Source organism: Vreelandella sp. 21, assembly GCF_050995515.1.
Classification (GTDB): domain Bacteria; phylum Pseudomonadota; class Gammaproteobacteria; order Pseudomonadales; family Halomonadaceae; genus Vreelandella; species Vreelandella alkaliphila.
Genome location: NZ_CP194673.1, coordinates 1,933,697 through 1,954,489, shown reverse-complemented (window position 1 = coordinate 1,954,489; position 20,793 = coordinate 1,933,697). Strand labels below are relative to the sequence as shown.

Sequence of the window (20,793 nt, the reverse complement as noted above, 5' to 3'; positions counted from 1 at the left end):
CACGGATCTAGCCCAGGATGTTGAGATGAGCGCCAACCACCGCATCACCCTATTCTATGGAGACGCTGCCAGTAATGGCGGCGTTTTTTTATGGCTAAACGAAACGATTGGGAGCTGATCGAGCGGGAATATCGAACCGGTCGTTTTTCGCTCGCGCAGCTGGAAGCGCGCCACGGCGTTAACCGCTCTACGATTCATCGCCGTGCCAAAAAGTATGATTGGAAGAAGGATTTAACCGAGCGAGTAAGGGAGCGCACGCAAGAGAAGATCACTCGCGCAACGCTTCCACCAGAGGCGCAAGCCGCGCTCGATGACGAGGTGGTAGAGCAGGCCGCAAACGAGAATGCAGCGGTCGTTAAGGGCCACCGCAAAGCTCTTGAGCGCTGGCGTGGCATTACCGAGCGCTTTGCTGTGCTGCTGGAAAACCAGCTAGCCGAAGGCAAGATCGCTGTCGAGCTACCCACGGGCGGCACTGCTGAAATCGACGTGCCGTTGGAGTATGTCGGCAAGTGTATGGGCCATGGTACGCAAGCACTTGAGCGCGTTGTGAAGCTGGAGCGTCAGAACTACGGTCTGGACGCCAACGATAAAGACGAAGGCGTGAAGACGTTTGAAGAGTTAATGGCCGAGGTAGCGCCCAGTGATCCTGCCGCCGAGTGAGCGAGCGCGCCAGGTCAAGCGCGCAGAGGCCTACCTGCGGGCACACGCTAAGGGGAGGCTAACCGACAAAGCCGACCTGTTGGCTGCACTCAGCTTGAAATGGTTTCGGCTCAATTCGCTGTACAAGATTAAGGATGTTGACGGTAAGAAAGTTCGGTTTCGACCCAACAAAGCGCAGTATGAGCGCTACCTAAGCGGTCACTGCCTAGATTTGATCCTCAAGGCCCGCCAGTTAGGCTTTACCACGTTTGAAATGATCGACGCGCTCGATGATTGTCTGTTCAAAGACAACTTCTCTGCGGGCTGTATCTGCCACAAATTGGAAGATGCCCAGGACATTTTTAGAAACAAGATTACCTTCGCTTACGAGAACATCGACGACGCTTGGCACGCGCTACTGAAGATGCTGGGCACTAGGATACCAAAGGCTATCAGCGACAAGAGCGGTAGCGGTGCCTATGTCTTCGATAACGGCTCAAGTATCAAGGTTTCCACATCTTACCGTGGCGGCACGCTGCAACGGCTGCATGTGTCGGAGTTCGGTAAAATCTGCCGCCAGTTCCCGCACAAGGCCAAAGAGATTGTCACCGGTGCTTTTGAAGCAGTAGGTCCAGGTAATCAAATTACGCTTGAATCCACGGCTGAGGGGCGTGAAGGGTACTTCTTCGAGTACTCGCAGACCGCGCAGCAGCTTAAAGATATGGGCCGACCGCTGACGGAAATGGATTTTCAGTTTCATTTCTTTCCTTGGTGGCAAGAGCCCAGGTACACGATGAACCCGAAAGGCGTCGTGATACCGCAGCGGTTAAACGAATACTTCGAGCAGCTTGAGCACAAGCACGGCATCAAGACTAGTGATGGACAGCGTGCCTGGTACGCGAAGAAAGCCGAAAAGCTGCAGGATGATATGCAGCGGGAGTACCCCAGCACACCAGAGGAAGCGTTCAACCAGTCAGTAGAAGGCGCTTACTTCGCCACACAAATGCAACACCTTCGCAAGAACAAGCGGCTCACGTCTGAGGTGCAGGTTAATCCCAGTCTGCCGGTTTATACCGCATGGGACTTGGGCATGAACGACACCATGGCCATTTGGTTTGCTCAAGTCGTTGGGCGTGAAGTGCATCTTGTCGACTATCTGGAAGGTGAAGGCGAGGGCATTGAATACTACGCCGACCTGCTCAACAAGAAAGGCTATCGCTACGGCGGCCACTTCGGTCCTCACGATCTAGCCGTTAGAGAGTTGGGCACTGGCCTGAGTCGTTCCGACGTTGCCAAGGGCTTCGGCATTAACTTTGAAACGGTACCGCGCATTAGCAACCACGCCGAGGGTGTTCAAGCGACGCGCCAATTCCTGCCAATGTGTTGGATTGACGAAGAGGCCTGCCACCAGGGCGTGTTATGTCTCGATAACTACCGCAAGGAATGGGACGACAAACGCGGCGTGTACAAGTCAACGCCTCGACATGATTGGGCATCCCACGGTGCTAAGGCGCTGGAAACACTCGCACGTTCATCGTTATTTACTCGAGCACAGTTGCCGTCAACGCCTGCTAATCGTTCATCGCGTGGCGGCTGGAACGCTCACACCTAATCACCCCGCCGGGAGGCGCTATGATCCACACCACCCCGAACGGCTCGCAGCAACAGCGGGCGCGCACGGCAGCATTGCGCCTAGCGGGCCTGCAAAGCCGTGAGATTGAAAAGTTTGCACGCGATGCCGCCATGGGTATTGCGCAAGAGCTAATGAAGTACGGTATCCCGATTCCCTCAAAGCGTTTCCGTCCGGACGTTGGCAACGTGCAAATCGATATGATCATTATCGAAGAGAAGGTGACGACGCCAGAGCCAGGTATGCGCCTGCAGTTTGAAGTTGAGGGCAATATGGGCGTGACGTTTAACGTCAAGCTGTTGGAGTTCCTAGACGATCCCGCTGGCTACGTGACCGACCTCTTTAAACAGCTAGGCCCGATGCGCCGCAACGTTCAGCGGATGCGTACCCACAAGCGTGCCGCCGATGCCGCTATTTACCGTGCGATAACGCAGGGTGCTGCTAATGGCTAGTTTGGGGCTACTGCAATACAAGTCGGCGACTGAGATGCACGCCGAGCAAGCCGCCGAAGCTCAACAAATGCAGGCCGAGGAAGAGCGTCGTCGTCAGCTCATGGAGTCGTCGCTGGGTGCGCACATTCGCCGGTCATGGGAATCCGCAAAGACAGCCAAGCAAGAAGTTGAATACCGACTGTTGGATTGTCTGCGTCGTCGTAAAGGCGAGTACGGCCCTGACAAGCTAGCGGCGATTCGCAAGGAAGGCGGTGCCGAGATTTACATGATGTTGACCGCCACCAAGTGCCGCGCCGCAGGCGCTTGGATTCGCGACATTATGATGCCCGCCAATGAGCAGCCGTGGGGCTTGCAGCCTACCCCGGTCGCAGACGTGCCCGACGAGTACGTTGCCCCTGTATTCCAGCAGATGCAGCAGCAAGCCTTACAGGCTCAGCAGGAAGGTCAGCAAGTCGATATGGCTGCGTTGATCGAACAAGCGCGCGAGCAAGTGCGGCAAATGGCGCAAGAGAAAGCTGAAGAAGCTGCCGAGCGTCATGAAGACGTGATAGCCGATCAGCTAGCCGAAGGCGGCTGGTCTGAAGCATTTGAACAGTTCGTTGATGATTTCGTTACCTACCCGGGCGCATTTGTGCGCGCACCTATTCTGCGCCGCGTGCCTACACTGGAATGGCTAGAAGGCTGGCAACCGGTTAAAACCACCACGATCAGACCAGAGTTTGAGCGAGTATCCCCATTCGATTTGTACCCAAGCCCAGACGCCACCAGCGTTGATGACGGCGCATTTCTTATTGAGCGTGCACGCTTCACGCGTATGCAGCTCAACCAACTGATTGGCGTGCCGTCATTCAATGAAGAATCTATCCGCCGTGTGCTGGAACAGTACGGCCAAGGTGGCTTACGCGACTGGCTATGGACAGATGGCGAGCGTGCCGAGCTAGAAGGGCGTGGCCATGAATGGCTGACCCACGGCGAAACTATCGACGGCCTTATTTATTCTGGTGGTGCACAAGGCGTGACGCTGCTGCAGTGGGGCGTTAACCCTGACGATATTGAAGACCCGCTGGCAGAGTATGAGATTGAGGCCATCTTGATTGGTCAGCACGTTATTCGCGTTCGTATTAACCGCGACCCGCTAGAGCGTCGCCCTTATCACAAAGCGAGCTACCAGCCAGTGCCAGGCAGCTTCTGGGGCCAAGCCATCCCTGAACTCATGGCCGACATTCAAGACGTGTGCAACGCCACCGCGCGAAGCCTGGTGAACAACCTCGCTATTAGTTCAGGGCCGCAGGTGGAAGTGTACGAAGATCGCCTGCAGCCGCAAGAAGACCCGACCAACATTTATCCGTGGAAAATCTGGCGTACTAAAGACAGCCAGGTCACCGGTAATAACGCCGCCGTTCGCTTCTACCAGCCCAGCAGTAACGCTGCTGAATTGCTCGCTGTTTACGATCAGTTTGAGCGGCGCGCAGACGATGCCACTAACATCCCGCGGTACACCTATGGCAATGAGAATGTTGGTGGTGCTGGTAATACTGCTAGTGGATTATCAATGCTGATGGAGTCAGCCAACAAAGGTATCAAAGACGCCATCCGGCACATTGACCGTGGTGTGATGCGCCGCGTGATTGAGGCGCTTTGGCTCTACAACATGCAGTACAGCGAAGACCCAAGCATCAAGGGTGATTGTAATGTCGTCGCGCGCGGTAGCTCAGCCATGCTGATACGCGAACAGACCAACATGCTACGCCAGCAGTTCCTACAAATGACCGCCAACGAGATAGATATGGGCATCGTAGGCATGGAAGGCCGCCGCAAGTTGCTAGAAAGCACGGCCGAGAAGCTGGATATGCCCGGCCTGATCCCCACGCAAGAGCAAATGGAGCAGAACCTAGCCGAGCAACAGAAAGCTCAACAAGCGCAACTAGAAGCTCAGCAAGAGATCGAGCAAGCCAAGGCGCAAGCCGACGTGGCCGTTAAGCAGGCGCAGGCACAGAAGTACGGCGCCGACGCTGCCGAAACTCAAGCCGACACACAAATCGCGCAGCAAATGGCACCGCTGGATGCCCAACACCTGCTCGCACAGATTGCCAAGTTGATAGCCGAAACTCAGAGAGGTGCGAATGAACGAGCAGCAGTGGAAAGCCCTGTCGCGAATCAACAGCAGTCAGGACGGCAAGCACCTATTGGAAATGCTCAAGTCCCTGCGCGAGGATTGTCGCAACCACTTGGAGCAATGCCGCGATAGCACAGAGTTGGCGCGTAAGCAGGGCGAGGCCACTGCACTAGCGGGCCTTATCGAAAAGTTAGAAACCGCACACGACGTAATAGATACCCGTTTCAAATAGCCGGAGTCGTCCGGCCTCACAAGTAAGCCGCTTCTCCGGAGGCGGCTTTTTTGTGGGCAACGCTCAACACTGCAGGTTGAACCCGTTACCCGAATCGTGAACCCCGGCTAAGTCCGGCTCACAGACACGCCGAGAGGCGTCATAGGAGTTGAAATGTCATTACCCCAGTCCGTACAGGCGCAAGTTGACGCCGCCGCACAGCACTTTGACCGCGAACCAGAGAACCCCGACGCCGATAAGGCCAAGGCTCCTGATAGTGAGCAAAACCCGCCACGCGACGCTGAGAAGCCGGACACTGACAAACCCGATACGCAACCCGCCGAGCCGCCGAAAGACGAGCCTAAGCCAGAAAGCCAAGACGCCCTTTATTGGCAACACCGTTTTCAAGTGCTTCAAGGCAAGTACAACAGTGAGCTTCCAGCGCTGCGTAATGAGAACGAGCAGCTGAAACAGCAGGTTGCCGAGAAAGATCGCCGCATTCAGGAACAAGAGCAAAAAGCTCCCACGACTGATAACAGCGGCATCACTGATGAACAGCTCGCCCACTTCAAGCAGGAGTACGGTGAAGACCTGGTGACGTTCATTGAGCGGATGGCTCAGCCGAAGGCAACAACCGCTGATGCTGGAAACACCCAGGAGCTACAGCAACGCTTAGACCGTCTCGAAGCTGACAAGCAAGAAGACGCCGAAGCACGCTTCTGGATGAACCTAGAGCAAGCGGTGCCCAATTATCGTCAGATCAATAGTGAAGCGGCATTCCTGCAGTTTCTCAACCAGTTCGATCCTCAAACGGGTAAGCAGTACCAGCAGGCACTCAGCCAGGCGCAACAGGCGCTAAACGCTAAAGGGGTGGCTGACGTTTTCAAACTCTATCTGAGTCAGGCAGCGCCGAAGCCGCAAGAGAAGCGCACGGTCCCCGATGAGCAAGTAGAACCGCGCACCACCAAAGCAGCCCCAACGCCGCAAGCGCAAGGCGGGAAGCTGTGGACGGGTGCCGACATTACCCAGTTCTATCGTGACAAGACCGCTGGCCGCTACTCCGCTGACGAAGCGCAGCGCCTGGAAGCCGACATATTCGCCGCCCAACGTGAAGGCCGGGTTCGATAACCCGGCTGGCGGTTCCGATTCCTCGCCGTGAGGCGATAAGAGGTTACTCCAATGGCAGGTCCAGCACGCGACGCATCGCATCCCGACTATTCCAGCACGTCGTCCTCTGGGTTTATCCCACAGGTCTGGTCGGGAAAGATGATTGAAAAGTTGTATACGCGAACGTGTTTCGCTGAAATTTCCAATACGGATTATGAAGGAGAAATTAAGTCGCAAGGCGACACGGTGATGATCCGCACCACACCGTCTATCACCATCCGAGACTATGAAGTTGGCGGTGGTCTTAACTACGAAAAGCCCACTTCCGACAAAGTTGAGCTTCACATTGATAAGGCGAAGTACTTTGCCTTTGAAGTGAATAATGTCGATGAGTACCAAGCAGACATCAAACTGATGGATAACTGGTCAGATGATGCTGGCCAGCAGATGAAAATTGCCATTGACAAGGTGATTCTTGGCGACGTGTTTGCGGATGCTGCGGCCGAGAACGCAGGCGCTGCTGCCGGTCTTGAATCCAGTGGCTACAACATGGGTGAAGCCGGTGCGCCGGTAGATGTGAGCAAAACCAACATTCTCGACGTGTTCGTGGATTGCGGTTCGGTGTTGGACGAGCAAAATGTGCCCGACGAGGGCCGCTGGATCGTTATTCCCGCATGGATGAACGGCATGCTCAAGAAGTCTGACCTGCGTGACGCGAGTGCCATGGGTGACAACACCTCGGTATTCCGTAACGGCAAGGTGGGCATGCTCGACCGCTTCGGCGTGTATGTCAGCAACAACATGTCGAAGGTGACAGACGCAACAACCACCAAGCAGGCCACAAACTGCATCTTTGGTCATAAGAAGGCGCTCACGTTTGCGTCGCAAATGACCAAGATGGAAGACCTGAAAAACCCGAACGACTTCGGCCAGCTAGTGCGAGGCTTGAACGTCTTTGGTTATGAGGTCATCGACCCCAACGCCATGGGGCATCTGTACGCACAACGCGCCGCCTAATCGCCCACCTACGCCATCCTTCGGGGTGGCGTTTTACTTTCCGTGAGGAAACACGCATGACCAAGACACTGATTGAGCAGATTGAAGAAGCGGTGACCAAGGATGATTTCGACCCACTAGCCGTGAAGCTAGGTGTTGAGCTCAATAAGCGCCAAGGCGTTGAGACGATCCGCGCGGAGCTACTTGAAGCCGCTGAAACGCTGGCAGAAAAGGGTATCACCACGCCTGAAGAGCTTACACCTAACGAGACGCCTACCGAGCCTGAAGAGCCCGAAAAGCCTAAGTATCAGGGGCGCATGCTCAAGCATCTGAAAAACGGGCGCACATTCCCGTGGACGGCTGCACTGGCTAAAAACCGTTACATGCAGGAGGTGTAAGCAATGGCCGTCACAACTGTAGGCACCGTCATACGCAATACCAAACTGGTACTGCAGGAAGTGACGGCCGCCGGTACCCGCTGGACTAATGAGGAGCTGATCGGCTGGCTAAACGAGAGCTACCAGGCCATCGTTCAGATTAAACCCGATGCATCTTCAATCAACGCAGCGGTGCCACTGGTATCAGGAACCCGGCAAGAGATACCTGACGATGGTCTTCGCCTTATTGATGTAGTCCGTAATACGGCAGACCTCAGCGATAAACTAGGTATTTTGGTGACCAGTCGCCGTGCACTGGATACCACGCGCCGCAGCTGGCACGCCGACGAGCCTAGTGTGAACATTGAGCAGTATGTGTTCGATGATCAGGACCCGACGCGCTTCTATGTGTACCCACCTGCTGCTGATGGTGCCGAAGTCGAGCTGATCTACTCATCAACACCCACACCGCACGATGTCGCATTGGGATTGGATGGCTTGAAAGAAGACCCGATTCGCCTCAACGACAGCTATGCGCCAGTTATCACCGATTACATCCTGTATCGCGCTTACTCGAAAGACGCTGAACACGCGGCAAACCTGAATCGCGCCCAGATGCACATGCAGGCGTATATGGGCGCACTGGGGCAGAAGGTTGAAGTCGCGCGCGCTATCTCGCCTAACACGCCTGACAACTCATCCAATCCGCCACGGACGCGGCAGTAATGGATCTATTGCAAACAGTGGTGCAGGACGTTCCAGAAGCGCCGTTGATGAGCGTGCGTGATGCTATTCGCTGGGCAGAGTTTCGGCTGTGCCAGGACGGCAATGCATGGATTGTTGATGCATCAGTAACGCCGGAGGGGGCCATCATGGCCCCCGAGGGAACCCATTGTGTGCGTGTGCTAACGCTGTATCTAAGCGACCGCGTAATGGCGCCAGGCATCGACTACGAGCAGCTATCTCCAGAGTCGGTGAGCATTCATCGAGCGAGTGGTGGCGATACGTTCACAGCGCGTGTCGCAGTCAAGCCCACCAGTAACGGTAATTTGCCAGACAGCTTGCGTCGCCAGCATTTTGAAACCCTGCGTCATGGCGCTACCCATCGCCTCCTATTGCTGCCGCAGCCGTGGCGAAACGTCGAGCAAGCGGCGTATCACGAAAGGCACTTCACCGCAGGCATCAACGATGCCTACCGCTTGTCAGTGTACGGGCAGCAGCAGGGCGCACGCGTTCAACCACGACGATTTATCTAGGGGGCGTTATGTCATTCGAGCAGGCTGTCGTACAGCTAGAACAAACGAACTCCAAGCTGCAAGAAGAAGTGGTGCGTTTCCGCGACGCAGCGATGGGTCTTAACGCGATCTACTCAACGATCACAGAAGGGCGTCAGAACACGGCTGATGGTAAATATTTCAGCGTTCCAGGTAACGGTGCCTATATGCGTCTCTACCGCCGTCAGGGATCTAGCGCCGAGTTGATCGCTGAGTTCCCTGACAGGAATGAACTGAACAGCGTGATTGATCAGCTGGGGCCACTGCTAGGACGTGATGTGACAACAGGGCTGAATAGTTTTGGTTCCGATAGCTCATTAGTTAGGCTAAGGGACATCGTATACGCATCAAGGGCTTATTTTGGTAGTTACTATTCGGGTTCTTCTACATCAGGTAACGTCGATCTTGCTAAAGCAGGTGAGTGCGCCCTGTACTCCAGTAGTAATGAAGGAGTTTTTCCTAGTAGTCCAGGGATCACTTTTTTTTGGGTCGAGACTCAATCAACCTACTCGGGGGAATCTCTACTTCAAACCGCTACTAATTATACAGGGAGGTCTCCCAGCAAAGCCCGCCAATGGATTCGTGTTTGTGCGAACAGCCCTGACACTAATGGGGGACGCCAGTGGGGGCCATGGGGAGAGATTTATACCTCACAAAATATCCTTGGCACCGTCTCTCAGTCTAATGGAATCCCTACAGGGGCGATTATTGAGCGGGGGAGTAATGCTAACGGGGAGTATGCAAAATACGCTGACGGCACCTTAATAATACATACAGCTTATAAAGAGATAACCGTGGAGGGTAACGGCTCTGACGGTAGCGTAGAATTTGATTTGCCAACCTCGACCAGATCTTTGTATTCAAATGGGTTTGCCTATGTGCAAAACACCGGGGGAAGTGCTGGCTTATCTAACAGAGGGCGCGCTAGGTGTGAAACTCCTACTACAGCTAGAGTTAGAATAGTTAATGAGTTTCCAACATCTAGTACAGCCACAATGGTATTAACTCATATCGGACGCTGGTACGACTAAGGAAAACATTATGAAACTAGCACTCAATTTATCCCCCGTCCGCGCAGACGAAGAAACCACGGCTAGCGTCAGCGGCACGGTCTTAACTGTCAACGGCACCGACTACGATCTATCAGAGCTACCTGACGGCGCAACAGCGCAACACCCCGACCTTGGCACAGTGAAGCGTAACGGCGACGAGTATGAGTGCTCTATACGTCTAGGCCATGGCCCTAACGCTTCACACGAAACGCGGTTCCCAGAGGCTATCGTGCTGGAAAACTATAACGGGACTATCGAACTACCGCTGTATGACGTAGTGCCTGAAGTGGAGGAGGATATGACACCATGAGCTGGCTTAATGACGCAGAGGTGACTCTGCCCAAAACAGACGCTGAGCTACTAGCAGACGCCCAGGCAGCTAAGATCGCAGAGATCAACGCGGCGTATACCGCCGAAGCTGAGCCGCTAATCAGAGAGTATCCGGCGATAGAGCAGCAAACGTGGCTTGCGCAAGAAGCTGAGGCGCGCGCTTTCTTGGCGTGGCATGAAGACCCGCAGAGTGAGCAGCCATCAACGCCTGTGTTGGACGCGATACTACTAGGCCGGAACGGCGAAGACGGCACAGAGACGATGAAGGAGTTATGTGACGCGGTGGTTGATAATGCTGAGCGATTCACTCATTTCCAGCAGCTGACCGGGAAACGGCAGCGGCTGGTAAAAGCGGTGCGTGCATCGCAGAGTATAGAAGCTGCCAAAGCTATAGAGTATTAGCGCTACAAGATGATTTTTTTAGGTATTAAAAAAACCAGTCGATACTAGATAGAGAGAAATCGCGGTACCTGCAACTGATAGTATGCTTAGGCCCAGGGCGAGCCCACCCCTTTCTTTTGCTGAAAATAAAAGAGAAACTTGAAAAGTAGTAGGGAATACTGAACTCCAGTATACATTCCCTTTGAATGAATCATTAAAAATTAAAATAAGAACCCCAAATGAAAAAAATAATATTGATGCCGAGAGATGAGAGAATTTGTATCTCGCGTTTTCCCTCTCTTTTATTTTGATGTTAGATAGCTCTTTGCTAGCATGCTCTTTAAATGATTCTAAATTTTCAATTCTTTTTTCTAGTTTAGCTGTTCGTAAGGCTAAGCGGCATTTTTTAAGTTTATTGAACATTGTGTATCTTATTTATGATGTTGGTTTTAATTAAAAATTTTAACTACTTTTATGTGTGTTAGAAATATCTATAAGTAACTGGCTTGCATCTTTCGGTCGCTTTATTCCATGAGATAAATATGAAAATACAGCATAACGCTTTTCGTGGCGAGCTGCCGATAATGGACGCTCGACTGTTGCCAGAAAACAACGCCCAGCGGGCGCGTAACGTTTACCTAAAGCGCGGCACGCTAAAGCCCGAACGCGTACCTCTAGCCGTCGAGTCGCTTAGCTCGGTGGCGAATCCTTCAACGCTTTACCGCTACCCCAGCGGAAACAATGGGCAAGGCTTCTGGCTGACCTGGGGGATGGGGCGTAACGTTCACGTTGTGAAGTCGCCACTAGCGAATGACGACTTTTCCCGCGTGTATTGGACAGGTGACGGCCCACCCAAGATGGGCGGTATTAGCGACATTACCAGTGGCACACCACCGTACCCTGGCAGCAGTTACCGGCTAGGTGTCCCCGCTCCGAATAGCGGCCCCTCGGCAACAGAACCTAGCGGCCGCACGCCTATCAGTGATCGCCCACCGACGACGCTAGAAACCTCATATGTAGTCACGCTGGTATCCCGTTTTGGCGAAGAAGGTGCACCCAGCGCCCCCAGCAACATCATTGAACGCTGGGATATGGTTAGTGGTGCGCCTACTGGGGGCGAGGTGCAACTAGCACTCCCAAACGTACCCAGCGGTAGCCATGACATTGTGACCAAGCGTATTTATCGCGCGGAGACGAACGGTATTTATCAGTATGTAGCCGACGTTAATGCAGCTAATAGCGAGTATTTCGACAACATTCCCAGCGCTCAGCTTGGCCGCTCACTGCTGTCAGTCGAGTGGGATATGCCTGATCCCAGGCTGCAGGGATTAACCGCACTACCTGGCGGAATTCTTGCTGGGTTCTTTGAAAACACTCTGTGCTTTAGTGAGGCGTACTTGCCCCACGCGTGGCCAGTGGCTTACCAGCTCGCCTTCAAAGACAACATTGTTGCCATTGGCGCCACGTCGTCGGGCCTGATCGTCGCGACACAAGGGCAGCCGTACCTTGTCAGTGGTGCCAGTCCCGAAGCCATGTCACCCATGCAACTAGACGTTGACCAGCCCTGTATATCTGCGCGCTCGCTGGTGGATATGGGCGAGTATGTTATCTACGCAGGCCACGAAGGGCTAGTTGCTGCCGGTGGTCGTGATGCCCGCGTGGTGACTGCCGAGGTGTTCACCAAAGATCAGTGGCAAGCGCTGACCCCAAGCACCATGCACGCATATCGTTACGATGGCCGTTACCTAGCGTTCTACAGTGGCGGTTGCATGGTGTTTACACCTGGAGAAGGCGTGGAGTTTTTGGATATTAACGCCAGTGGTGGCTATCACGACATTGCAGCGGGAACTCTCTATTTAATTCAGAACAGCGCGATAAAGGCCTGGGGGCAGGGTGGTCCGATGACGTACACCTGGCGATCGCGCTTACATGAAGTCCCCCCAGGAAGCGCGGGCTTTACCTGTGGCAAGTTGATCGCTTCCCACTATCCCGTTCGTTTGATTATTCGTGCTGATGGCAATGATGTAGTGGATGCCGATATTTTTGATGCTGGAATGTTTCGGCTTCCAGCAGGCTATACGTTATGCCGTGATTGGGAAATCGAGATTCAAAGCAGCAACGAAGTACAGTCCATTCAGATCGCGACCTCTCCCAGCGAATTGATTTAACCCTTTCAGGCTCACCGTGAGGTGCCCATGAACCGACGTCGTCGGACACTGCCGCCTGTGCCGCCGAAGGCGCCGAGCGAGCTACGCCCCCTGATTGCTGCCATGACCGAGATTTTGGAAACCGGCGAAGGCGTTCGGGGCGACCCCTTAGACCGCAAGGTAACGTTGCGTGACCTGTTGGATAGCGGCATTGGTAAGTTAAAGCCAGGCATGCGCCCAGGCCAAGATGGGAATCTAGATTCTGGCGCACTGCCGCCAGCGCCGGATTTAAGCATACCGCCAGCACCTGCCAATTTTGATGCCCAAGGCGGCTTCTACGGCATGATTAACCTCAGCTGGACCATTCCAGGCCAGCAGTATCGTAACCATGCTTATACGAACATCTTTCGCAGCGAAGAAGATAACTTTGCTAATGCAGAAGTTATTGGTCGTGAAGCGGGCGGTTTCTATACCGACTATGTGCGTGATGATGCTGTTGATCCTGACGACCCGACCAAGCTCAAGGGTTACTACTACTGGATCACGTTCACGTCGGTGGCTGATATCGAGGGGCCACCTAACAGCCCGAATGGCACGTACGCGGCACCGCTAGCGGACGTAGGGTATGTGCTTGAGCTGCTAACTGGCGAGATTGACGCGGGCGTATTAGCACAGTCGTTACGTGAAGAAATCGAAAAGATACCGGCGATTGAATCTAACATCGAGCGCATTGGGCAGATTGAAACGGCTATTGAACGCATTGGCCCAATTGAAACGGCGATTGAGCGGCTAGACCCGATTGAAACCGCTATTGAGCGTATTGGACCAATTGAAGCTGAGTTACGTGGGCCAGAGTCGCTAGATGGTTCGGTAGCAAACCGCATTGCGGCAGAGCGTGACGACCGTATAGAAGCGTTGGAATCTGAAAGAATTGAGCGGATCGATAGTCTGACATTTGAAGCTCAGGCGCGTGCGCAAGCGATTCAAGGTGAGGTAGAAAACCGCACCACCGCAATTACCCAAGCCGTTGAGCAGTTGGAGCTAGAAGATAGCTTATTAGCATTGCAGCAAAATGTTATAGCGGCGACTTATGACGCGAACGCAGCGTCAATTTACTCGATGTCACAGGTTCGAATTAATGACAACGAAGTCTTCGCTACTCAGATTGATCAGCTATACGGCAGTGTCGAAGACAACAATGCACTGATCCTGAACGAGCGTCAAATACGCATAGATCAAAACAGCTCGCTGGTAACGCAGGTGGGGATCCTTGCCGCTCGACTTGATGCAAGGCCATCTCTGGCAAGCAGTTTTGAACCAGGCAGCGACTTTGACGCATGGATAGAGACCGCCGGTAGCAACCTTTCCCCTGAAACATCGGATGTGTACGCAGGCCAGCAGGCCGCTTTAGTTTCATCAACGACAGCAAACGCGAACCCTCAAACGCATGGCATTCGCCGTACGGTTGATTCGGATACTGCGAGCGAATTCGCGGGGAATGAAATACGGTTTTCGCTCTACGCCAAACAGCCTAACAGTAATGGCAGTGCGGAATTCGCTATTGCCTACTGTGTTGATGGGGCGTATGGAGAGTGGGTGCGGTTTACCCCCACCGGAGAATATACATTTTACGATGTGGTTGTCGATGTGCCTGCCAATACGGGGGAGCTAATCCACGAATTGGTGATCTGGGGTGACACCGCAGGCAGCGGAAATGGCGTTTTTGTAGACCGTGTGCTTGTTACGTTTGCAGAAACGGATATACCAGAAGTCACTGCAGCAATTGAACAAATTCATCAGGCGCTTGCTGACCAAGAACAAGCTGTCGCCAGCCAGTTGCAAGGGTTTTTGTCTCAACTGGATGACAATACAGCTGCTATCAATAACGAAACCGAAACACGCTCTACTCAATACGGTGCGCTAGCCAGTGACCTGCAAACCCTAACGGCTCAAACTCAGAGCAATGCAGCAGATATTGCCGCTGAACGTGAAGCCTGGACGTCTGCCGTGGAAGCAGTCGCCGGGGACGTACTAGATTTGTGGGCGAGTGTGGGAGAGAACGAGGCGCGCATTACCGGTGAGTCGCGCGTGCGAGCCACCGAAGATGACCTTCTTGCCGCTGTTCAGCGAGTTATCTCTGCGTCGCGTGGCACTGCGTCGGCAACGTTCTATAGCCTGGATGAAGTGCGGCTTGCGGATAGTGCGGCTACTGCGTTACGCATTGATGGCGTTGAAGTGCAGCTAGCTGACGCGTTTTCTGCTATCGAACTAGAGCAGAGTTTGCGCGCCTCAGAAAATCAGGCGTTAGCGACGCAAATTAACACGGCGGTTGCTGAACTAGATGGTGATATTTCGACGGTTCAGCAGACCCTCAGCACGGAAGTAACGCGCCTGGATGATCGTGTCGATGCGACAGCCCAAGCGGTCACGGCCGTTCAATCACAGATCGATAGCGATTTATCGACAGTGCAGCAAAATTTTGAAACTGAAGTTAGCCGCATTGATGAGCAGCTTTCGATAAACGCACAAGCAATAACTGATGTTCAAGCGTCAACTGACGATGCGTTATCTGCCGTTCAGCAAGATTTTAATGCACAGACTAGCTACCTAGATGAACGAATCAATAGCAATGCCCAAGCGTTGACTGAAGTTCGTTCTGACTTAGAAGGCGACGTTGCTGGTGTACAACAAAACCTGAACACGCAAGTAAGTCGCCTGGACGGGCGTGTTGACTCGACTGCGCAGGCATTAATAACGGTGCAGTCTCAGCTAGAAGACGAGCTCTCGACGGTACAGCAAAATTTTAATACTGAAGTTTCAAGGTTAGACGGGCGTGTTGATTCGACTGCGCAAGCGATTACCAATGTTCAGTCAGCAAGCGAGGAAGCGCTTGCTGGTGTGCAGCAGGATTTTAATACAGAGGTATCGTTTCTAAAGAATGAGCAAGCGGTTGTCTCGGCCGTTTATAAAGCCAGCGCCCAGTCTATTACGGCGGTTCAAGCGGGTTTCGAAAATAACCTTGCAACGGTTCAGGAGAGCTTAACTACCGACGTTACGCGGCTTGATGGGCGGATTGACTCACAAGCGCAAGCGCTGACCACCGTTCAGTCCCAGCTAGAAAGCGACATTACGACTGTTCAACAAAATTTTAATACTGCAGTCACGCGTCTTGATGGCGACATATCGGCAAACGCCCAAGCGATTAGCGACGTTCAGTCAGCGACGGATGATTCTCTAGCAGGCGTGCAACAAGACTTTAATACCGAGGTTACGCGGCTTGATGGGCGCATAGATGTTAACGCGCAGGCGGTAACAGAAGTGCGTTCCGATCTGGAAGGTGACGTTGCGGGGGTACAGCAGAATCTAAATACTCAAGTCAGCCGCTTGGATGGCCGTGTTGACAGTGCCGCGCAATCTATCAGCACGGTGCAATCGCAACTTTCAGGTGACATTTCGACAGTCCAGCAAAACCTTACGACGAACGTTAACCGTATCGACGACGAGATTGATGCTAACGCCCAGGCAATCACCGATGTTCAAAGTGCTACTGATGATGCATTGGCGGGAGTGCAACAGGATTTTAATACCGAGATAGCGCGGGTTGATGATGCTATCGACGCCAATGCGAATGCGATTATCGAAGTGCGTTCTGATCTTGGTAGTGACATAGCGACTGTTCAGCAGCGCTTAAACACTAACGTCAACCGCATTGACGGCAACGTGGCGAATAATGCCCAGGCCATTACCACGGCACAATCTCAGCTTGATGGGCAAATTTCCACGGTTCAGCAGAACCTGAATAGTGAGATTTCTCGCGTTGATGGCCAGATCGAAGCGACAGCGGAGTTGGTTCAGAGCGTTCAGACAGATTTAGGTAACGGCCTAAACGCGGTCGAAGTTCGCGCTATGGCAAATGCGGGGTCTGTTGTAGCAAACGGTCAATTTGCAACTGGAGACTTATCAGGTTGGAGCGCTCCATCGCTGGTGGATGTTGTTGAGGCTGACGGGAATAGTGGTACCAACGCCATTCGCACTATGCCTACTAGATATGCCGCTAGATGGGACGCTTTTTCTGGCTGGGGTGATCAGCAAATATTGAGGGGTAGTAACTTTTCGACCAAGGGTGGCGAGGCTTATACCTTTAGGATTTCTTATGCTGGTGGCGGCAACAATGTCGATGTTGGTTTTGTTTTTGCTGTTGGGTGGTTGTTATCGGACGGCAGAGGGGTATTTGAAACTGTCTTTTCTAAACGTGTTACGTCAACTGCTTGGGATACTTCACCGTTAATAAAGCTGACAGCTCCCGAAGGGGCGGTTAGGGCGTATACGCTGGTAAGGCGTTTGCCTAGTGGTTCAGGCGCTTTGCATGTGACCGATATTCAAGGTTATCACCCGGATTCAGTTGTAGGCTCGCTTTACACTGCCAAGGTACAAAGCGGTGGGCTAATTGGTGGCTTTGGTATCTACAACGATGGTACTGAAGTGGACGCGGGTTTTGACGTAGACCGCTTCTGGTTAGGACGAACCAATAGCAACAAGCGTAAGCCGTTCATTATGGATGGCGACGTTGTTTATATAAACAACGCCATGATTCGTAACGGCTCAATTCAAGAGGGGCATCTTGGGCCTATCACTATTGGCAAGTTCTTCTTGGATGACGGTACACCGGTTACCACGGCAGGCGGCTTAATCCGTGCGGATGCGATTGACGTTGATAATCTCAGCGTGGCGGAAGCAGCGCGCTTTTATGCTGACGTGCAGTCGGGGAACTACATTGCGGGGCAAAGCGGTTGGCGTATACGCCAAAATGGCAATGTCGAGTTCAACGAAGGCCAGTTTAATGGCGTTGTTAATATCGGCAACGTGTCGGGGGCTGGGTCATTAGCGACGAAGAACTCGCTGAGTTATTCGGAAGTATCGGGTGCTAAGCCACCGACTAACGCTGATCGCACTGCCAGCAACACGGCAGCGGATACCGCGAAAGTAGGGGGATGGGACGCGGCCACCGTCCGAGACATGGCAAACAGGGGAAATCTTGCCCATGGGACAACAAACGGATGGACACGGCCTGGGTCTACCCTAATTTGGGGAAACCGAATTTCTACAGCAGACGCGTATGTAGATACCTTGGTGATTCAGGGAAACGCAGTCACGATCCCGGTATCGACTGCCGCATCGTCAGTGGTTAGCCTCCCTCAGTCGCCTACCGACAGAGAAATACTCAGCGCGTCTATCGATGCTAAAGGCGCCAACGTAATGGTTATGGTTTCGTTTGGTGCCAATGTTGGTAATGGTGGTTATAGAGTTGAGATTAGAAGAAACGGGACAACTGTTATTGCTCGACCAGGCGTCAACGGCGCTTTTAGCGTTGCAGCGCACGTCGGCGCTGAGTCGTCGGGTGTCTCGACATTCACAGTGCATGTGATCGGCAACTTTACAGACATTAGCGGCCGCTCTTTAGGCCTATTAGCAACTCGAAGGTAATAAAGTAATGCACACATACGCAATGGTTGATGACGATGGCGCGATCCTGCAAATTACTCATGGGCCTTATCGTTATATTAAGTGCGCCGAAAACGTGACGGATGATACACACTACGCCGACGAAGCCAGTGTCATACATGAAAAACGCCCACTAACGTTTGATGAGACCGTCGATGGTTTAACGCTGACGTTGTCGGGCCTTCCTGCTGGCTTGAGAGCCACGACCAATGGTATGGAAACGGTCACGGATGATGAGCCACTAGTGATTGAATACGATGTGCCTGGGGCCTATGAGATTAAGCTGAGTGGCCATGTTGAGTATCTAGATCGAGTCGAGGAGGTGACCATTGGCGAACCTTAATGCTAATACGTTCAAAAGCCGTGAAGAAGCGGAAGACCACTTTCTAACGTTGATTGATACGCTTGCGTCAAGCGCGCGGTATATCGATCCAGCTCAATCTGACGTTTATAAACAGAAGTTAATAGAAGCCCGTGAAGGCAGTGGTAAATTACTAGAGTCAGAGGCTAAAGAATTAGGAATGCCTTTAGATGTATTAATTAACGCCATTCTTCATCAGCACGAAAAGAGACAACTGCGAATCCATCGCATTGAGTTAGATCGAGTAAAGGCAAAAGCAAACATTCGTAAAGCTAATACTGCCGCTGAGATGCATGAAGAGATAAAAGAATTTAAGCAACAACTGACCCTGCTACAATAACCCTTTAAATTGCCCCACCGTGAGGTGCTGCATGCCCCGCAAGAATGAAGCTACGTTTTTACGTGGCATACTCCGCAATAACGAAGCGGCCGCACAATTTTGTGAAATGCTGTTTCGTATTTCCCAGACCCTCGACGACCTCGTTGATAAAGACAATCCCGTAGCCGATACCACGCTGATCCGCACGTTCTGGGAAGCGCTAATTGAGCTGCCCGCTAACCCGTTTTACCGAGAGCACGAACCTTACCTTCGCCCGCTAATGGCCAGCGCCTTACAGGACTGGCGTGATAGCGCATGCCTAGAGCGCTCTGACAGCCGCCATTACAAAACCCTTGCCTTTGTACTGCGTGACCAGCTTACCGCCGTAGTGACGCAGTGCGCCTATCTGATAGGTGGTTACGACTGGATGAACAAAGTCAGCCTGTCGATTCGCGACCACTTCCATGAAGACGGCCTTGATGACTACTTGGCTGGGCTCGACCCCACGCAAGACGAAGCGTACCAGCAAGATGTCGATGAATCGCTAAATGGTGATGACCTATGAGCGGTGGTGGCGGCGGCGATACCACGGTTAAAGATACGCCAGAGCAACGCCAGCTTGCCCAGGTAGCCGCCGAAAAGTGGAACTTCGCTCAAGAGAAGCTGGCACCACTCGAAAACGCTTACATGGAATCCGTAGGCGATATGACCAGCGACGCCAATATGAGCTATATCGCTGGCCGAACGCTTCAAAGTCAGCAGCAAGCGGTGAGCGATGCCAGTCAGCAAGCAGGTTTGCAGTTAAGCCAGGCCGGTATCGACCCCTCTAGCGGTCGCGCGCAATCCGCGATGAGCGGCATCGCGCTAGGCGGTGCCAGCGCAGGCGGCGAAACCCTTGGGCGCGCTCAGTTTGAGCAGGAAAATCAGCAGGTGCGCGGTCTCCAAAATATTGTCGCCATTGGTCAGGGCAAAGCGGGCCAGGCACAGCAAGGCTTATCGAGCATTGCTAGTCAGTCTGCGGTCGATGCCCGCCAAACAGCTGCTAATCGCTTTAATCGCCGTAGCGCTAACCTTCAATTGCTTGGCCAAGCTGCAGGTGCGGGTACCGTCAACTATCTCAACCAGCCCAGTCAGCCCCAAGGGCTGAACCTTTACGATCAAGTCAGCACAGGCGGGGTGTGATTATGCAATACCAACCCACGCTAGGGCAGATTAATTACGCGCCCTCTCAAACGGCACAGCAACGCATTGACCCAAACCAAGCCATGCGCGGCGACCAAGGAGCCTCACAACTACTTGGCCAGCTCAACCGCGCCCAATGGACAGACTGGAAGAACCGCTTTGCGCCGTACGTCGATGAGCTGGCCCGCGTGGCTCAAGACAACAATGCCCCGGGTACTGCCGCTGCTAATGCTAGTAACGCGGTGGGCTTGGCTTTCGACAGTAGCCAGCAAGGGCTTGCCCAGCAGCGCCAAGGGTACGGTATAAGCCAGACACCTCAGCAGCAAGCCGCCGAAGAGCGTCGCACCAGCCTAGAGCGCAGTGCCTCAATGGTCAGTGCAGGTAACGAAGCGCGCATCTCTGCCCAAGATCGACAGCAAGCAATTCTCGCCGGCGGTATGGGCCTTTCGAATATTCCTGATCGGGTGATGAACCAATGAGCTACGGACTTTTAGGCTTACGCCAAAAAATGGAAGGCGAGGCCATGCAAGGGTTAGGCGACCTCGCAGGCCAGCAGCGCCAAGCGAAGGTGGCAGAAGATCAAATGAAGCAGGCCGAGAGCGCTCAAAAAATGAGTGCCGTTGGTACCGGTGCAGGCATCGGCATGATGGCAGGCGGCCCTGTTGGTGCGGCGATTGGCGCAGGCGTTGGCTTTCTCGCAAGCTCAATCTTCTAGGA

Annotated in this window: 21 protein-coding genes; 20 read left to right on the top strand and 1 reads right to left on the bottom strand. The window is 53.3% G+C overall.

All coding sequences use genetic code 11. The features are described from left to right. Positions 1-90: 90 nt before the first annotated feature. From ACN06F_RS09130 to ACN06F_RS09075, 12 genes are all read left to right on the top strand, one after another. Positions 91-660, top strand: coding sequence for a hypothetical protein (locus tag ACN06F_RS09130; protein ID WP_433925054.1), 570 nt, complete (start codon positions 91-93; stop codon positions 658-660). Further along, entirely contained in the window at positions 641-2,251 is a 1,611-nt protein-coding gene (locus tag ACN06F_RS09125; protein ID WP_433925053.1) for a terminase, read from the top strand. Before ACN06F_RS09130 ends, ACN06F_RS09125 begins: the two co-directional genes overlap by 20 nt. A 20-nt stretch (positions 2,252-2,271) precedes the next feature. Beyond that, positions 2,272-2,721: a hypothetical protein gene (locus ACN06F_RS09120; protein ID WP_433925052.1), complete on the top strand. Its 450-nt coding sequence runs from the start codon at positions 2,272-2,274 to the stop codon at positions 2,719-2,721. Continuing rightward, positions 2,714-4,969: a portal protein gene (locus ACN06F_RS09115; RefSeq protein WP_433925051.1), complete on the top strand. Its 2,256-nt coding sequence runs from the start codon at positions 2,714-2,716 to the stop codon at positions 4,967-4,969. Before ACN06F_RS09120 ends, ACN06F_RS09115 begins: the two co-directional genes overlap by 8 nt. 253 nt (positions 4,970-5,222) lie before the next feature. Then, positions 5,223-6,176 carry a hypothetical protein gene (locus tag ACN06F_RS09110; protein WP_433925050.1) on the top strand — a complete coding sequence of 318 codons (954 nt, stop codon included), beginning with the start codon at positions 5,223-5,225 and terminating at the stop codon, positions 6,174-6,176. 51 nt (positions 6,177-6,227) lie between these two features. Continuing rightward, positions 6,228-7,172 carry a hypothetical protein gene (locus ACN06F_RS09105; RefSeq protein WP_433925049.1) on the top strand — a complete coding sequence of 315 codons (945 nt, stop codon included), beginning with the start codon at positions 6,228-6,230 and terminating at the stop codon, positions 7,170-7,172. A 56-nt stretch (positions 7,173-7,228) separates the two neighbouring features. Continuing rightward, on the top strand, positions 7,229-7,549 hold the full coding sequence (locus ACN06F_RS09100) for a hypothetical protein (protein WP_433925048.1): 321 nt from the start codon (positions 7,229-7,231) through the stop codon (positions 7,547-7,549). 3 nt (positions 7,550-7,552) lie between these two features. Continuing rightward, the gene (locus ACN06F_RS09095) at positions 7,553-8,254 is read left to right on the top strand and encodes a DUF6682 family protein (RefSeq protein WP_206049615.1); all 702 of its coding nucleotides are present in this window, start codon (positions 7,553-7,555) and stop codon (positions 8,252-8,254) included. Continuing rightward, positions 8,254-8,784 carry a hypothetical protein gene (locus tag ACN06F_RS09090; protein WP_433925047.1) on the top strand — a complete coding sequence of 177 codons (531 nt, stop codon included), beginning with the start codon at positions 8,254-8,256 and terminating at the stop codon, positions 8,782-8,784. Before ACN06F_RS09095 ends, ACN06F_RS09090 begins: the two co-directional genes overlap by 1 nt. 8 nt (positions 8,785-8,792) lie before the next feature. Then, positions 8,793-9,833: a hypothetical protein gene (locus tag ACN06F_RS09085; RefSeq protein ID WP_433925046.1), complete on the top strand. Its 1,041-nt coding sequence runs from the start codon at positions 8,793-8,795 to the stop codon at positions 9,831-9,833. A 10-nt stretch (positions 9,834-9,843) separates the two neighbouring features. Next, a complete protein-coding gene (locus ACN06F_RS09080; protein ID WP_433925045.1) occupies positions 9,844-10,164 on the top strand; it encodes a hypothetical protein in 321 nt (106 codons plus the stop codon). Then, positions 10,161-10,586, top strand: coding sequence for a hypothetical protein (locus ACN06F_RS09075; RefSeq protein WP_433925044.1), 426 nt, complete (start codon positions 10,161-10,163; stop codon positions 10,584-10,586). Before ACN06F_RS09080 ends, ACN06F_RS09075 begins: the two co-directional genes overlap by 4 nt. 18 nt (positions 10,587-10,604) lie before the next feature. On the opposite strand, the gene ACN06F_RS09070 is transcribed toward ACN06F_RS09075, so the two are convergent. Then, positions 10,605-10,988 carry a hypothetical protein gene (locus ACN06F_RS09070; protein ID WP_433925043.1) on the bottom strand — a complete coding sequence of 128 codons (384 nt, stop codon included), beginning with the start codon at positions 10,986-10,988 and terminating at the stop codon, positions 10,605-10,607. Between the two features lie 119 nt (positions 10,989-11,107). Between ACN06F_RS09070 and ACN06F_RS09065 the strand changes: the two genes are divergently transcribed. Genes ACN06F_RS09065 through ACN06F_RS09030 form a run of 8 tightly spaced genes read left to right on the top strand, consistent with a single transcriptional unit; the run spans position 11,108 to position 20,791 of the window. After that, complete coding sequence (locus ACN06F_RS09065) at positions 11,108-12,733, top strand: hypothetical protein (RefSeq protein ID WP_433925042.1); 1,626 nt, start codon at positions 11,108-11,110, stop codon at positions 12,731-12,733. 27 nt (positions 12,734-12,760) lie between these two features. Then, positions 12,761-18,196 (top strand): phage tail tip fiber protein, encoded by a 5,436-nt coding sequence (locus tag ACN06F_RS09060; protein WP_433925041.1) that lies wholly within the window; start codon positions 12,761-12,763, stop codon positions 18,194-18,196. Between the two features lie 7 nt (positions 18,197-18,203). Further along, the gene (locus ACN06F_RS09055; RefSeq protein WP_433925040.1) at positions 18,204-18,557 is read left to right on the top strand and encodes a hypothetical protein; all 354 of its coding nucleotides are present in this window, start codon (positions 18,204-18,206) and stop codon (positions 18,555-18,557) included. Then, positions 18,544-18,915, top strand: coding sequence for a hypothetical protein (locus tag ACN06F_RS09050; RefSeq protein WP_433925039.1), 372 nt, complete (start codon positions 18,544-18,546; stop codon positions 18,913-18,915). Before ACN06F_RS09055 ends, ACN06F_RS09050 begins: the two co-directional genes overlap by 14 nt. 31 nt (positions 18,916-18,946) lie before the next feature. Then, positions 18,947-19,459 carry a hypothetical protein gene (locus ACN06F_RS09045; RefSeq protein ID WP_433925038.1) on the top strand — a complete coding sequence of 171 codons (513 nt, stop codon included), beginning with the start codon at positions 18,947-18,949 and terminating at the stop codon, positions 19,457-19,459. Further along, positions 19,456-20,076 (top strand): hypothetical protein, encoded by a 621-nt coding sequence (locus ACN06F_RS09040; protein WP_433925037.1) that lies wholly within the window; start codon positions 19,456-19,458, stop codon positions 20,074-20,076. The genes ACN06F_RS09045 and ACN06F_RS09040 overlap by 4 nt, the downstream gene beginning before the upstream one ends. Before the next feature lie 2 nt (positions 20,077-20,078). After that, entirely contained in the window at positions 20,079-20,555 is a 477-nt protein-coding gene (locus ACN06F_RS09035; RefSeq protein ID WP_198361470.1) for a hypothetical protein, read from the top strand. Beyond that, positions 20,552-20,791, top strand: a complete 240-nt coding sequence (locus ACN06F_RS09030) for a hypothetical protein (protein WP_433925036.1) — start codon at positions 20,552-20,554, stop codon at positions 20,789-20,791. The genes ACN06F_RS09035 and ACN06F_RS09030 overlap by 4 nt, the downstream gene beginning before the upstream one ends. Positions 20,792-20,793: the final 2 nt, after the last annotated feature.

What these genes read in the sequence shown, in the direction of transcription:
- ACN06F_RS09130 (WP_433925054.1), top strand. Translation starts at nt 91, where the DNA reads ATGGCTAAACGAAACGATTGGGAGCTGATCGAGCGGGAATATCGAACC.
- ACN06F_RS09120 (WP_433925052.1), top strand. Translation starts at nt 2,272, where the DNA reads ATGATCCACACCACCCCGAACGGCTCGCAGCAACAGCGGGCGCGCACG.
- ACN06F_RS09115 (WP_433925051.1), top strand. Translation starts at nt 2,714, where the DNA reads ATGGCTAGTTTGGGGCTACTGCAATACAAGTCGGCGACTGAGATGCAC.
- ACN06F_RS09110 (WP_433925050.1), top strand. Translation starts at nt 5,223, where the DNA reads ATGTCATTACCCCAGTCCGTACAGGCGCAAGTTGACGCCGCCGCACAG.
- ACN06F_RS09105 (WP_433925049.1), top strand. Translation starts at nt 6,228, where the DNA reads ATGGCAGGTCCAGCACGCGACGCATCGCATCCCGACTATTCCAGCACG.
- ACN06F_RS09100 (WP_433925048.1), top strand. Translation starts at nt 7,229, where the DNA reads ATGACCAAGACACTGATTGAGCAGATTGAAGAAGCGGTGACCAAGGAT.
- ACN06F_RS09095 (WP_206049615.1), top strand. Translation starts at nt 7,553, where the DNA reads ATGGCCGTCACAACTGTAGGCACCGTCATACGCAATACCAAACTGGTA.
- ACN06F_RS09090 (WP_433925047.1), top strand. Translation starts at nt 8,254, where the DNA reads ATGGATCTATTGCAAACAGTGGTGCAGGACGTTCCAGAAGCGCCGTTG.
- ACN06F_RS09085 (WP_433925046.1), top strand. Translation starts at nt 8,793, where the DNA reads ATGTCATTCGAGCAGGCTGTCGTACAGCTAGAACAAACGAACTCCAAG.
- ACN06F_RS09080 (WP_433925045.1), top strand. Translation starts at nt 9,844, where the DNA reads ATGAAACTAGCACTCAATTTATCCCCCGTCCGCGCAGACGAAGAAACC.
- ACN06F_RS09075 (WP_433925044.1), top strand. Translation starts at nt 10,161, where the DNA reads ATGAGCTGGCTTAATGACGCAGAGGTGACTCTGCCCAAAACAGACGCT.
- ACN06F_RS09070 (WP_433925043.1), bottom strand. Translation starts at nt 10,988, where the DNA reads ATGTTCAATAAACTTAAAAAATGCCGCTTAGCCTTACGAACAGCTAAA.
- ACN06F_RS09065 (WP_433925042.1), top strand. Translation starts at nt 11,108, where the DNA reads ATGAAAATACAGCATAACGCTTTTCGTGGCGAGCTGCCGATAATGGAC.
- ACN06F_RS09060 (WP_433925041.1), top strand. Translation starts at nt 12,761, where the DNA reads ATGAACCGACGTCGTCGGACACTGCCGCCTGTGCCGCCGAAGGCGCCG.
- ACN06F_RS09055 (WP_433925040.1), top strand. Translation starts at nt 18,204, where the DNA reads ATGCACACATACGCAATGGTTGATGACGATGGCGCGATCCTGCAAATT.
- ACN06F_RS09045 (WP_433925038.1), top strand. Translation starts at nt 18,947, where the DNA reads ATGCCCCGCAAGAATGAAGCTACGTTTTTACGTGGCATACTCCGCAAT.
- ACN06F_RS09040 (WP_433925037.1), top strand. Translation starts at nt 19,456, where the DNA reads ATGAGCGGTGGTGGCGGCGGCGATACCACGGTTAAAGATACGCCAGAG.
- ACN06F_RS09035 (WP_198361470.1), top strand. Translation starts at nt 20,079, where the DNA reads ATGCAATACCAACCCACGCTAGGGCAGATTAATTACGCGCCCTCTCAA.
- ACN06F_RS09030 (WP_433925036.1), top strand. Translation starts at nt 20,552, where the DNA reads ATGAGCTACGGACTTTTAGGCTTACGCCAAAAAATGGAAGGCGAGGCC.